The 12,919-nt window shown below is 51.4% G+C and carries 11 protein-coding genes; 2 read left to right on the top strand and 9 right to left on the bottom strand.

Annotated elements, in window-relative coordinates; all coding sequences use genetic code 11:
• Positions 1-9 precede the first annotated feature (9 nt).
• Positions 10-1,227, bottom strand: a complete 1,218-nt coding sequence (locus TRICHSKD4_RS24500; protein ID WP_009759942.1) for an MFS transporter — start codon at positions 1,225-1,227, stop codon at positions 10-12.
• Between the two features lie 72 nt (positions 1,228-1,299).
• On the opposite strand from TRICHSKD4_RS24500, the gene TRICHSKD4_RS24495 reads away from it, so the two are divergent.
• A complete protein-coding gene (locus TRICHSKD4_RS24495; protein ID WP_009759941.1) occupies positions 1,300-1,725 on the top strand; it encodes a helix-turn-helix domain-containing protein in 426 nt (141 codons plus the stop codon).
• A gap of 36 nt (positions 1,726-1,761) precedes the next feature.
• Here the strand turns inward: TRICHSKD4_RS24495 and TRICHSKD4_RS24490 are convergent, their stop codons facing one another.
• Positions 1,762-3,807, bottom strand: coding sequence for an acyltransferase family protein (locus tag TRICHSKD4_RS24490; protein WP_009759940.1), 2,046 nt, complete (start codon positions 3,805-3,807; stop codon positions 1,762-1,764).
• Positions 3,804-5,930, bottom strand: a complete 2,127-nt coding sequence (locus TRICHSKD4_RS28630; protein ID WP_009759939.1) for an acyltransferase family protein — start codon at positions 5,928-5,930, stop codon at positions 3,804-3,806. Before TRICHSKD4_RS28630 ends, TRICHSKD4_RS24490 begins: the two co-directional genes overlap by 4 nt.
• A gap of 367 nt (positions 5,931-6,297) precedes the next feature.
• Here TRICHSKD4_RS28630 and TRICHSKD4_RS24480 point away from each other — a divergent pair, with 367 nt between their 5' ends.
• Complete coding sequence (locus tag TRICHSKD4_RS24480; RefSeq protein ID WP_009759937.1) at positions 6,298-7,752, top strand: hypothetical protein; 1,455 nt, start codon at positions 6,298-6,300, stop codon at positions 7,750-7,752.
• Here TRICHSKD4_RS24480 and TRICHSKD4_RS29740 read toward each other — a convergent pair.
• From TRICHSKD4_RS29740 to TRICHSKD4_RS24445, 6 genes are all read right to left on the bottom strand, one after another.
• Positions 7,690-8,750, bottom strand: a protein-coding gene (locus tag TRICHSKD4_RS29740; protein ID WP_085979595.1) for an IS630 family transposase whose coding sequence is annotated in 2 segments (ribosomal slippage) — positions 7,690-8,258 and positions 8,258-8,750 — 1,062 coding nt in all. Because the reading frame shifts where the segments join, the coding sequence is not laid out codon by codon here. The genes TRICHSKD4_RS24480 and TRICHSKD4_RS29740 overlap by 63 nt on opposite strands.
• Before the next feature lie 234 nt (positions 8,751-8,984).
• Positions 8,985-9,461: a 30S ribosomal protein S9 gene (gene rpsI, locus TRICHSKD4_RS24465; protein WP_009759936.1), complete on the bottom strand. Its 477-nt coding sequence runs from the start codon at positions 9,459-9,461 to the stop codon at positions 8,985-8,987.
• Complete coding sequence (gene rplM / locus TRICHSKD4_RS24460; RefSeq protein WP_009759935.1) at positions 9,461-9,931, bottom strand: 50S ribosomal protein L13; 471 nt, start codon at positions 9,929-9,931, stop codon at positions 9,461-9,463. The genes rpsI and rplM overlap by 1 nt, the downstream gene beginning before the upstream one ends.
• 193 nt (positions 9,932-10,124) lie before the next feature.
• Complete coding sequence (locus TRICHSKD4_RS24455; RefSeq protein WP_009759934.1) at positions 10,125-11,384, bottom strand: helix-turn-helix domain-containing protein; 1,260 nt, start codon at positions 11,382-11,384, stop codon at positions 10,125-10,127.
• 142 nt (positions 11,385-11,526) lie between these two features.
• On the bottom strand, positions 11,527-12,312 hold the full coding sequence (locus tag TRICHSKD4_RS24450; protein WP_208993172.1) for a hypothetical protein: 786 nt from the start codon (positions 12,310-12,312) through the stop codon (positions 11,527-11,529).
• 57 nt (positions 12,313-12,369) lie between these two features.
• A complete protein-coding gene (locus TRICHSKD4_RS24445; protein ID WP_009759931.1) occupies positions 12,370-12,795 on the bottom strand; it encodes a PaaI family thioesterase in 426 nt (141 codons plus the stop codon).
• Positions 12,796-12,919: the final 124 nt, after the last annotated feature.

Raw genomic sequence — 12,919 nt, 5'->3', positions numbered from 1 at the left:
CCCTTTAGATCAAGAAACAGCCAATCTCCGAACGAGCTCCAGCTTAAAGACGATTGAGATTGCCGAGAGTATGGCCAGCAACAGTGCCGCGACGTAGAAGCCGTTTGAGAAGCCAAAATTCCAGATAAGCGGTGTGCTCAAAAGCGGAGATACGATCTGTCCCAGAAAAATGCCGGTTGTCACAAACCCGGAAATGGCTCCTCTCCGGCTTGCCGGGGCTATTGAGAGTGCAAAAGCCACCAAATTCGGCTTCAAAAGCCCATAACCTGCCCCGATAAGAGTTGGTCCCAATAGTGCGGAGAAGACTGTGTCAGCGCCTCCGAGCACTACATACCCAACAGTCATGAAAAGAAACCCTGCGGCGAAAACGCCGGCCAAACCAATTCGGAACTGGACTGCTTTGTAGCTCAGACCAACACAACCGCCTGTTATCATCAGTGCACCGAGGCCGTAGATCGTTGTAGAAGCGGCATCCAGACCAAGAGACTGATAGTAAAAGGGCAACTGGGTCGGCATCACGAAGAACAACATGACTGTTATCGCGCTGACAGTTCCTGCTGCGAAGCCACTCAGGACCCAAGACCCCCGAGAACCTTCTCCAGCATTCAAAAGCGGCTGAACGTTCAGTCGCTCGCCCGGGATGTCACGTGAAAGGAATGTCAGAGCAAAGGGAATAAGAAACAGCGGAAGTGCGTATACCAGAAACGCCAGCTGCGCGTTGCCTGCACTTATCCCCCCTGCAACTGCAATAAAGACAAACCCGCTTAGATTTACTGCAGCACTTTGTAGGCCCATGAATGACGCCCGTCTGCCCCCTTCAAAGTAATCCCCGATCAACGCCATTTGTGCTGTCATAACAAGCGCAAGGGAAAGGCCAAGGACGAGGCGCGAAGCCAGTATGGCTTCCAAACTTGGCAGAAAAGAACCAACGGTTCCTGAGAGGACAAACAGAGTAACGCCGACTAGAAGCTGCCGCTTCTTCCCAAATCTATCGCAAGCCCATCCTGCAATGGGAGCAAATAGCACCACAGTCACAGAAGGCGCAGAGACGAGCATACGTGCGAGAAAACCAGCATGCGGATTGCCATAGAACTTTGCCTCCAAAGCAGGAAGAGCCGGGCTTATGGCTGCATTAGCCATAATAATGAGCGTGGCTGCCGCGAGCAGTACGAGAGCTGAGGGATCAAATATGATCGGACGCTCGGGCGCATGGTTAGAAAGGGACAACGCTTCAAATCCTCTTGTTGTTTTTTGAAACGCTGCCTAAGCTACAACCTCAAGTCGACTTGAGGTCAAGAGATGAAATTGCTCGATACTTCCGAAATTTCCAAAGAAACAGGCATCCCCGCATCAGCCCTTCGATATTATGATGAGAACGGTCTGATCACGTCCGTTGGAAGGCGAGGTTTAAAGAGGTTGTTCGGACCGGAGACCATCGACCAACTGGCGATTATCTCGCTTGGTAAACTCGCAGGTCTGAGTTTGGAAGAAATCCGAAGCATGTTCGGCGCCGACGGCAAGCCAAGTCTTTCACGCCAGTTGCTTCACGCCAAAGCGGACGAAATTGATCTCCAAATCCGGAAATTGCAGTCGCTCAAAGAGGCGATCCGGCATGTGGCCGAATGCCCGGCCCCAAATCACATGGAATGCCCAACGTTCCAAAAATTGCTCAGAATAGGCAGCCACAAACGCGCAAGAACAGAAAGCGCAAAACAAAATCGCTAGCGATATTATCGCAAAGACTAAAAAGCTGCCAAAAAGCTATCTCGCAAAGGAGATTGTCTGAACCTTGTTTTTGGCGAGGCTTTTCAAAATAGGCGAAACGATCTGATCAGCCAGAAGCGACGCACCTGCGGTACTGAGATGGTCGTCATCATAGTAGTAAACGGTGTCACCAACCGCATTGAAGCAACGCCCAGCCTCTTGATCACAGAACGTCTCATGGGGCTTCACTTTGGTCAGCCCGTCAGCCTCAATCGTATCGAAGAGTTTGATAATGGCGTCATTGCGATCAACAAAGGCCGCATAAGGGATTGCCAGTTGATCTTTGTATGGGTCGACCAATCGCTCCTTGAAAAAGCGATCTGGAACAGACCACCCGGCCTCCGGGATTGGATAGACAAGAACCACCTCTTTGTCGGCGTCCAGATAACGCCTGATACCGTTTCGGAAAACGTGCAAACCGTTGGCGAGAGTTGCATCGGCGGTCTGCCCTCGCACCAATGGCTGGTAAAAGGTCTTCGGGCCCATCTGATCCGTTTCGACACCGCCGATACCATTATCGAAACTGTCATCACGGACATAAAGCGAATACCGACCAGCAAGCACAATGGTTTTGATATCGCTGTTCAGCACCCAGTCCAGCACTTGCGCTGCAGTTTCATCGCACCGGGCTCGCGTGTGCCAATATCCCTCAAACGGAACACAGGCAGCCAGAGATAAAGTAGTTACCCCCACGCCTGCCTCTTGAAGCGCCTTCATGACCGGATAGGCAACTGAATCCGCATGACTGTCACCGAGGATGGCAACATCAACAGACCCGTCCGCGGCTGGAAATGTGCACTCAGAACGCGGCAAGGCCCCTATGCTCAGTCCACCGCCAGCCGGGGTTTCGACATAACAACCCGCAGATAAGGGTGATTTATCATAGCGTGCATCGTCAATCGCCAATAGACCCGGCTCAAATCGCCCTCGGAAGCCTTCGAGAGTAGCACCCGCTACACCAAAACCAAGCACAACGCACAAGCCTGCAGCCGAAAGCCCCAATATCCGCCGCCTTGGCACGGAGCGAAACGCACTGCCGGAACCATTTCGCCACGGACGCTCGACAAACCGCCAGCTAAAATACCCAATTGGGATGGACGCCAGAGCCGCCAGCAACAACATGTCCGATGACGGAGTATCAACCGACCGAATGCGCAGGAAGGCAAGCAGCGGCTGATGCCACAGATAAACACTGTAGCTGATCAGACCAATGCCGACCAAGGGCTTGAGTGACAAGAGACGCCCGGTCCACGTGCCAGCCCCCGCAAATAGGATCAAAAGCACGGTTCCGCCGACGGGCACAGCCGCCCAAAGAGATGGGAACGGCGTCTCTGCATCAAACAAAACGAAAGACAACAGGATTGCAACGAGACCAACTGTCGCAAACAGGTCATTGTCCTGTTTCTTGTTTGACGCCAGCCAGACCGCGCAAAGCGAACCGGCAAGCAGTTCCCATGCCCGTGTCGGCAGCAGATAAAAATTGGCCCACGCTTTGTACCGCCACCCAAGCTCCGAAAGACCCAAACTTCCAATTGCAAAGATCACCAAAAGCCAGAAAAGCGGGCGGCGTCCAAAGCGCCAAACCAGCATCATGAACAGCGGAAAAAGGATGTAAAACTGCTCTTCAACTGCCAAGCTCCATGTATGGAGCAGCGGGTTGCTCTCAGACCCAATATCGAAGTAGCCGCTGTTGCGCCAGAAGAACATGTTTGAGGCAAACAGAGCCACTGCCGCCATGGCCTTGGAGAAGAACATCATCTGGCTCGGCGGCATCCAGAGCAAAGCGAACACAGCACACACCGCCAACATGACGAACAAGGCAGGCAATATGCGCCTTGCACGCCGCTCATAGAAGGACAGCAGCGAGAACCTGCCCTTTTCGAGGTCCTCCAAGATGAGCGCAGTGATCAAATAGCCTGAAATCACAAAAAACACGTCCACCCCGGCGAAGCCGCCAGACATGATTTCAAAACCACCATGAAACAAAACAACAGGCAATACGGCGACGGCCCGAAGGCCATCTATTTCTCGCCGATAATTCATTGAACACCAATCTCATCATCGTAAATACGGGTTAAACGGATAGACCAGGAAAAAACTGAGTTATTTTGCGGGCCGGCAGCCAATAGCGGTCCATCTTCGATTTGTTTTTGCGGTGCCAGTGTCGCCAATACGGGTTGCACAATTGGCTCCACAAGCAAACTGGCCCCGGCATTACTCAAGTGGTCATCATCATAGTAGTAGACTGTTGAGCCAACAGCATTGAGACACCGCCCCTCCTCTTTTGAGCAGAGAACATCAGCGGGCCGAACTTTCTTCAAACCGGGGTGCTCGAGACTGTCAAAAAAAGAAATCACGTCTCCGTTGCGCTCTTTGAAGGCCGCATAGGGAAACGACAAGTCTTCGACACCAGTCTTGTAAAGCCGCTCTTTAAAATAGCGATCAGGCACTGACCAACCAGATTCAGGCACCGGGTAAAGGAGCACGAGGTTTTTACCGCCATCTAGATACTTCTGGATTCCCTTCTCCATCACATGAAGCATGTTCGGCACAAGCGTGTCGTCATAGTCACCTTCATAGAGCGGATCAGTGAAATATTTCGGGCCCATATGCTCCGGCTCGACCCCGCCAACGCCGTTGTCAAATGGATCATCCCACGTGTAGAGCGCATATCGACCGGCCAGAACCACGGTATTGATATCGCTTGCAAGAATGTACTCGACCAACTCGGCAACGGGTTCGTTACATTTTGCCCGCGAATGCCAATAGCCTTCAAAGGGAACGCAAGCAGCAAACGACATGGTCGTCACTCCAACATCCTGTTGCTTCAGCGCGTCGATCACCTTGTTTGAAAAGGTGAGCGCATGGCTGTCACCGACAATTGCAACATCAACAGATCCGTCTGACGCTGGAAACGTGCACGCCGGGCGCGGCATGGGACCGAGCGGCATTCCGCCGCCAGCCGGCGGCTCCATATAGCAGTCAGAAATCAAAGAAGCGACGTCCGAACGCGCGTCATCAATGGCCACCAGCTCTCGGGCAAACCTGAACCGATAGCCATCCGTCACCACCCCAGCAGCTGCAACAAATACAACGCCCGCACACGCAGAAACGCCGGTGACCAAACCTCGCGAAACAAGTTTGACCGCACCCTTTTCAGATTTTGCCTTGCGGAACGGCTGTTCAACAAATCGCCAGCTGCAATAAGCGATCGGGAAACTTGCAAGCGCAGCCAGCAACAGGGCGAGCGTGGACGGCTCATCAATCGAGCGTATGCGAAGGAAAGCAAGCAGCGGCTGGTGCCAGAGGTAAATGCTGTAGCTAATCAGCCCGATGCCCACCAGCGGCTTCATGGCTAGTACCCGGCCTGCAACCGTATCTTTGGATCCAAACAGGATCAGCAGCACAGTCCCCATCACTGGTAGCAAAGCCCAAAGGGATGGGAAAGGAGTGTCTTTGTCGAAAAGGAAAAACGACACCACTAGCCCGATCAATCCAGCGAAGGCCAGAATGTTATTGCCCTTTTGCGCTCTGTTGCTCAGCCACAGGGCACACAACCCCCCTGCGCAAAACTCCCATAACCGCGTTGGCAGGAGATAGAAATTTGCCCAAGCCTTGTATCGCCAACCATATTCCGTCAGCGCCAGGCTCAGCAGTGATGTGACCAAAATCAGCCAGAACACTCTTGATCTGCCAAAGCGCAATCCCAGCAGCAGAACCACAGGAAACAGAACGTAAAACTGCACCTCCAGCGACAAGCTCCAAGTATGCAGCAACGGATTGGTCTGGGATTCCAGATCAAAATACCCGCTCTCACGCCAGAAAAGAATATTGGAGACGAACAGCGCCGACGCGGCCAGTGCCCGGGAAAAACCCTTCATTTGGCTCGGCGGCATCCACGCGCAAGCGAGCAGGAAGCTGACGGACAGCATTACAAGTAAGGCCGGGACAAGACGCCGGGCGCGGCGTCCATAAAACCTCGTGAGCGAAAAGGTGCCCCTTGCCCGCTCTTGCAAAATCATGACGGTGATTAGGTAGCCGGAAATGACGAGGAAAACGTCCACACCAACGAACCCGCCGGAAAACAGCGAGATGCCGCTGTGAAACAGAACCACAGGCACAACAGCTACAGCCCGAAGGCCGTCTATTTCGCGCCGATACTCCATACACCCCCGTCGCAGAAACAACGCAAAAACACATTTGCTTCTTGTTGTAACCAGAAGGTGTTGCCGCTCACTTAAGCGGGATGGTTAAGACCTGTCAAAATTGACAATCAAACGAGAATTTATGTGCTGTTTCAAAGTCACAAAACTACAAAACTTGTCACGAGCCAGTTCGTGTTCAATTGTTGGACCGATTTCGCGTCTTCCACTTCCTGAGAGCTTCATTTTTCACGCAAACACAGAATTTTCACGCTTGTAGATAAATGTAAGCGCTTACATTCTAGCATTGAGAGTAAACTCTCTCAATGCACCTTGATCAACCCAATTCATTGTTTGGTGCGGCATCCTGAATTCAAAAGGAGCGCAATTCATGACGACATCTACAACCAAGACTATTGGAGCGCGGAGTTTTGGCAATTCAAATCCAGCCGTTTACGGATTTGGCAACGCAAAGTGGAGGCAGACCGACAATGGTGACGGCTATCTTGGAAACTATGGCGCTGGAGAAGCCCTGACCAAGACGATTTCAGTGCCTGATGGAGCAAGTGAACTCAAGCTGACGTTCGACTTTCTCGAAGTCGACTCTTGGGATAACGAACACTTCTACATCGACATCAACGGCGTAACGGTCGATCTCGGCCAATTCCATGTTTACAACACCGAAGGAACACATGGTTGGACCGCCGCTGACGGTGACATTACTTTTAGAAAAACTGCGGCCAGTTCCAGCACAGACTTTACGTCACAAAACTGGGCTGACCAACGCCACACTTTTGAAATCGAAATACCTGGTAACCTAATTAATGACGGTACCTTCACCATGCGCTGGCATTCATCCCTAAACCAAGGGGCGAATGATGAAGCATTCGGAATAGACAGCTTCTATGTCTCTGCAACAATTCTTGAAGCAGACTCAAATGATTATGCTGATGCTCGCAACGCCATTCAACAAATCGACATGTTTTCTATTGGAAACCAACAGCTCGGCAGCCTGTACGACACATACGCCACCAGACTGGAGTTGATGAAAGATGGCGCATTCGCACTCGGTCAGGAGATGGGACTGGACCTCAAAAACCTGAGCAACAGCCAAATCCGTCAACTTGAAACAGACGCTACGGCGGCACTAAGTACATGGTCCACAACCAACAACGGCTTTGACGAATGGGGCAAGTTGCTTTGGCAAGAAATGGATGACCAGTACGGCCTCATGAATGGTGCCACGGGAGCAGACTTCCTGAGAGGACTAAGTTATGTCGCTGCTTTTGCCGGCTTTGCAACCGGCGGCGGCACCATAAGCGGAGCCTTGGGCCTTGGGTCGGCGACAGCTGGAACATTGGCGGCGTATCTAGATGAAAGTGGAGAGAATTACCCTTCTACACCTATACAACTTCCAACATTCACGATGGATGAGGCGCTGGAAAGTCTCTATGGCGAATTGAAATCGCGAGGTTTCAATTCTGATGCCGCGACCCTGAAAACAGCCGCGGATGCCGCTGCCCAGGATATGTTTGACTTTATGGCCAACTCTCAAATGGCGAACCTCGTAGCAGACATGCTTGAAGGCGGTGTCAATCGTGTTGCCTATCGGGACAAAATCGAGGATTTGGGCTTCAACGTCGACAGCGGTTATCATCGCGCAGACATAGGCCCAGGTGGACCTATCGGTGACAGTTACTCTTGGGTTCGGATTACCGACGGCTCCGTCGAAATTGACGGAGTAGATTCGATCTACTTCAGGTATAATACCAACCGTCAAAATTCAGAACCGATGGGCCCAATCTCGCATTCCGATGGACATGATGGTCCATGGTTGTTCAATTAACCTGTTCCATGCGCGGCAACAGATATCGATGATTTGTTCGTAGGATTTGAAGACCCGGTTTGACAGCCAGTTATCCCTGATGAACTGCCATAGGTTCTCGACCGGGTTCAATTCGGGAGACCTCGGTGGCAATGGGAGAAGGGTAATGTTGTTGGGAATGTCGAGTTTGCCAGATGTGTGCCAGCCAGCCTGGTCAAGGATGACAACGGCGTGGGCTCCCGGAGCGACTTGCGACGAGATTTCCTGAAGATGCATTTGCATGGCCATGATGTTGCACTTGGGAAGGACGAGCGCAGCACCGACACCCCGTTCCGGGCAGATGGCCCCAAATATCCATGCTGACTTTGTCCGCTGATCCTTGGGGGCCCGCGGCCTTGTCCCGCGTTTTGCCCATCGCCTTGTGATCTTGGTCTTTTGACCCACACGCGCCTCGTCCTGAAACCAAACCTCTATCGGGGTGCCGCTTTCAAGCTGATTGCCGATTTCCGCCAGTTCGGCTGGGAAGCTTTTTTAAAATCCTCGACGGCAAACTCGTTTTGCGCCGGATGCTGCGGCCGGGCCGTCAGACGCCGATAACCCGCATTCTTCAGCTCCCGCGATACGGTACGCTCGTCAACGACAATGCCAAATTCAGACAGGATCCACGCAGCGAGATCCTTCAAGCGCCAACGTACCACTGCATCCACCGATGGATACGGGCCTCGTTCGACAATCTCGATCAACGCACGACGCTGCTGCTCGTCAAGTTTTGAGGGGCGACCTGACTTGGGCGTATCCTTCAGACCATTGGGACCAGAAGCATTGAAACGCAGCACCCAATCGCGAATGATTTGGAGCGTCACTCCGCCAATATGAGCTGCGTCCGAACGGCTCCCCCCATCATAGATCACCGCCAATGACAAAAGGCGACGGGTCTGTTTGGCGTCCCGGCACACCCTCGCCAACCGGCGAAGGGTACAACCGTCAAAGTCATCTCGAAGCGGTATCGCGGCTCCCATGGCAAACTCCCATCGTTTGCCATCTGGAATCATATTCGCAACAAAACCGGAAGCCCAAATATGAGTCACTTCATCTGACGTTTGGTATAATGCCAGCTATAACCCGGGCTATAACTTTGATGTCGATTTTATCTAACCGCTGACATCCGCTTCTAACAGACCAATAAGCAAACAAAAAAACCCGCCGGATCGCTCCAGCGGGTTTTTCGAATTTGAAACCAGTTGGTCCAGCGATTAACGCTTGGAGAACTGGAAGCTCTTGCGGGCTTTCGCGCGGCCGAACTTCTTACGCTCAACAACACGGCTGTCGCGTGTGAGGAAGCCGTTCTTCTTCAGGACAGCGCGCAGCTCAGGCTCGTAATGTGTCAGAGCCTTGGAGATACCGTGACGCACAGCACCTGCTTGACCGGAAAGACCACCACCAACAACAGTTGCGATGATGTCATACTGGCCAGAACGCTCAGTGATTGCGATCGGCTGTTGCAGGATCATCTGCAGGACCGGACGAGCGAAATACTCGGTGAAGTCCTTCTTGTTGACGATTATCTTGCCTGTGCCCGGCTTGACCCAAACACGTGCGATAGCGTCTTTCCGCTTACCGGTTGCGTAAGCACGACCTTGAGCGTCGAGCTTTTGAACATGAACCGGAGCTTCCGGAGCAGCACCATCAACAGCGCCGCCCAAGTCTTCCAAAGATTGCAGCTCAGCCATTATTGTGCCCTCATGCCATCGTTCTTGGGATTGAGGCTCTTGACGTCAACCAGTTCTGGAGACTGAGCTTCATGCGGGTGGGTCGGGCCAGCGTAAACACGCAGGTTGGACAGCTGCTTGTTGGACAGCGGACCGCCTGGCATCATGCGCTGAACGGCTTTCTCAAGAACGCGCTCCGGGAAACGGCCCTCGATGATCTGGCGCGCATTGCGCTCCTTGATGCCGCCCGGATGGCCTGTGTGCCAGTAGTACTTCTTGTTTTCGTACTTACGGCCAGTCAGGACAACCTTTTCGGCGTTGATGACGATTACGTTGTCACCACAGTCGACATGCGGCGTGTAGGTCGGCAGATGCTTACCGCGCAGATGGTTGGCGATGAATGCAGCCAAACGGCCAACAACCATGCCTTCTGCGTCGATGACGATCCATTTTTTCTCGACCTCGGCCGGCTTGGCAGAGAAGGTCTTCATGGGATTGATCCATCATTGATCGGTTAAAGAAAAGGGCCCGCTTGGCAAAACACCAAGAGAACGGGCCGCAAATTCGTTCGACGCAGCTTATACGCTGGCGCAAAATATGCGTCAAGAACGAAAAATCACCAACCACATAAAATAATTGAATAAAAACAATAACTTAAAAAAACGGTATTATATTACCGTATATTCAATCCAATTCCTCAGCTAATCGCTTCACTATTTGGTCAACAGCAGCCTCATTGTACCTGCACTTGACAGCTTTCGGTAGTGTTCCCGTCTCTCGGTACTTTTTAGCTTTCTCATCACTGGTAAATATGGGATGGGCGAATTTGTCGTTACATTTGATATTATCGGATCGAATTATGTTATCAATTTCTCGCTGCCGCACACTTGGCTCAGAACTCTTAACTCGCCGCACAACATCTTTATTGTCAAGGGTATACAATTTCAGCACATCTTCTGGAACAAGGTGGATTTTGGAAGAGTCTGCACTTTCAAGATTACCAATAAGCTTTAGCGTTGGTGCTCCCCCCTTCTCTTCAAATTGCCCCTCTTTGATAAATCGTAATTCTGGCATCAATTCTTTGGAAATTACAAACTTCCCTGACTTGCCTTCAACTTCTCCTGAAGCAAGATCCAAAATCGCAGCATTTTCAATCCCAACTCTCAGTATATTTGAGAGATGTTTTTGGAGCACGGTTTCGGAAAGTGAACGGACACGTTCCTCTATTATGTAACTGAGTTCACTCGGGCCAATGAGACGATCTTCCCCTGGGTAGCGAAAGTAAATTGCGCCTTCGGAATATTCACCCGAAGACTTTGTCATAATTACTGGCTTTGTATGGGCTGGTGGAATATAGAATATCATCACCAGCTTTTTGTTTATCGACCTAACTTTATAATTGACGTCAATGTATACACCAAGATTACTACGTATTTGCTGATTTAGGTTATTGAGATCAAATTTATCGACCTTTTCCTTTTTAACACCAACAATTTCCCATGTTGAGTTTTTTACGCCCGATACTATGTATCCACCACTGTTATTACCGAATGCGGCAATCGTTTTGAGAGGTATATTCAAACCTTGCTTGCATTCAATTTGCGATGTCTCTGTTATTTGAAGCTTCGTGCCGCATGCCGATACAGGCAAAATACGGTCAATCACGTTGTCATTCAAAGGATCGTTTGAAGAACTGCTAAATTGCCCGAGCTGATAGGCCTTGATAAAATCATCAACATCCGCTTTAGACGCAGGCGGAATATCTTCATATTTTTTTATTTGATCATTCTTAATATTGGAGATTCTGCCAGAGTTGATATCGCTGGATGCTTTACCCCTAGACCGGTTTATCATGCCAGCGATTTCTTGGTTCTGAAATCGACGTGTTTCAAGCAAGCTCTTGATTATTGAAACTTCAAAACCCGAAAGTGTATTGCGTTTCATATCTATTCACAGGCTCAAAAATCAACTCATAATTGAAAATATAAATTGACCGAACCTCGATCCACCAACCTATTTGTGTGATTGGGTTGTGTTGCATTTTTCTACTTGAATTCAGAAGCCACTCACTTTCGTAATTCAGGTACTAATTCATCCAACTGATGCCCGACCCAACCGGGTGGAATGAGATGACCACCAGTGTGAAGATCAAGATAAACAGCCCCTTCCTTACAATCCTTCCAGGTGACCCGTTCGAAAGTCTGCTTTGCAGAGACTGACCAGTTTTCGCGCCCGGTTTCGGGCCCACACCCCAGGCGCTCCCGCCACAAGGCAACTGGATAGGTCGTGTCACCGCCCGGCCCAATAGGAAAGTCCATAACGGTGTCTGGACATGCCGCACTTGCTTGGGCGCTGTAGAGCAGTTTTCTGTTTGATCCAAGCTTCCGGCAATTGCCAAGAGTGCAAAAACGCCCTTCCCGCTTTCACAAACATAACGCCATGCCATCGCCGACCCGTAGGAATAACCGGAGACGATGAGACGATCCTCATCTATGGGAAACCGCTTTTTGGCATCGGCCAGCACCTCATTGGTGAAGGTCACATCCGACGTTCCAGCCCGCCAAAAATTCCATGTTCGCCCCTCACCGTTTGGCGCGATTAGCAAAACCCCGCGCTTGCGCGCTTCACCGCCCGTTCTAGGGCTCCATGAAGGGTGGCTGCCCGTTCGCGCCCAACCATGAAAATGAAGCATCACCGGCAGGTCGGCTTTTCCGTCCCAATCATCGGGGAAAAGAACATGATAAGATCGCCCGCTCTCCAGAACACACGGCGTGTCCTTGTCGCCGCAGGAGCCATCAGCCTTGGTGCCGATCGCGTTCGCTGACGAGGCAACAAGAAGACTTGAGATAAGAGAGAATATGTATCGTTTCATGGCAGCAAATGTGCGCGCGATCCACTTCACCCGCCAGTCACATGTGTGAGACCGGCTTCATTTCGGAGGAACCGAATAAGTCGCCGTGGCATGGGCCACGAGCCCGTCCTGTCCTTTGCTTTCAATCGCACAGTCCACCACAATGAGCCGTTTGCCCATTTTTAGAATCCGGCATGTTGCCAGCATAGCCCCCGGACCGGGCTTGTTCAGGAAATTGATGTTCAAATTGGTCGTCACAGCCAGTGCCTGTGGGCCGATATGGCCTAAGATCACCACATAAGCCGCCAAATCCGCCAGTGCCATCATGGAAGGACCAGACACCGTTCCCCCCGGCCTTAGATGGCGCTGGTTTGCGGTAAAGCGGACAACCGCTTCGCCCGAAGAAATTGAAGCGATCTGATAGACCCGGCCATCCTCGTGTATTTGCGGAAACACATTGTCCAAAAGCGACATCACCTCGTCGCCTGTCATCACTGGCTGCATTCAATTCTCTCCCGAAACCCTGCTTTCTTTTACGTAAGCGTCAAAAGACCGAAAGAGCAAGGCCTATACAGTGTGGGCAAGCCCTCTCCCGTTCCGTGCCCTGATCTGTTAGAACGGCCAAAAG

Origin of the sequence: Roseibium sp. TrichSKD4, assembly GCF_000148725.1 — a bacterium.
GTDB lineage: Bacteria > Pseudomonadota > Alphaproteobacteria > Rhizobiales > Stappiaceae > Roseibium.
Note: the sequence above shows the minus strand (reverse complement) of the source record. Positions and strands in the feature narration are given on the sequence as shown.

What these genes read in the sequence shown, in the direction of transcription:
- TRICHSKD4_RS24495 (WP_009759941.1), top strand. Translation starts at nt 1,300, where the DNA reads ATGAAATTGCTCGATACTTCCGAAATTTCCAAAGAAACAGGCATCCCC.
- TRICHSKD4_RS24490 (WP_009759940.1), bottom strand. Translation starts at nt 3,807, where the DNA reads ATGAATTATCGGCGAGAAATAGATGGCCTTCGGGCCGTCGCCGTATTG.
- TRICHSKD4_RS28630 (WP_009759939.1), bottom strand. Translation starts at nt 5,930, where the DNA reads ATGGAGTATCGGCGCGAAATAGACGGCCTTCGGGCTGTAGCTGTTGTG.
- TRICHSKD4_RS24480 (WP_009759937.1), top strand. Translation starts at nt 6,298, where the DNA reads ATGACGACATCTACAACCAAGACTATTGGAGCGCGGAGTTTTGGCAAT.
- rpsI (WP_009759936.1), bottom strand. Translation starts at nt 9,461, where the DNA reads ATGGCTGAGCTGCAATCTTTGGAAGACTTGGGCGGCGCTGTTGATGGT.
- rplM (WP_009759935.1), bottom strand. Translation starts at nt 9,931, where the DNA reads ATGAAGACCTTCTCTGCCAAGCCGGCCGAGGTCGAGAAAAAATGGATC.
- TRICHSKD4_RS24455 (WP_009759934.1), bottom strand. Translation starts at nt 11,384, where the DNA reads ATGAAACGCAATACACTTTCGGGTTTTGAAGTTTCAATAATCAAGAGC.
- TRICHSKD4_RS24450 (WP_208993172.1), bottom strand. Translation starts at nt 12,312, where the DNA reads ATGAAACGATACATATTCTCTCTTATCTCAAGTCTTCTTGTTGCCTCG.
- TRICHSKD4_RS24445 (WP_009759931.1), bottom strand. Translation starts at nt 12,795, where the DNA reads ATGCAGCCAGTGATGACAGGCGACGAGGTGATGTCGCTTTTGGACAAT.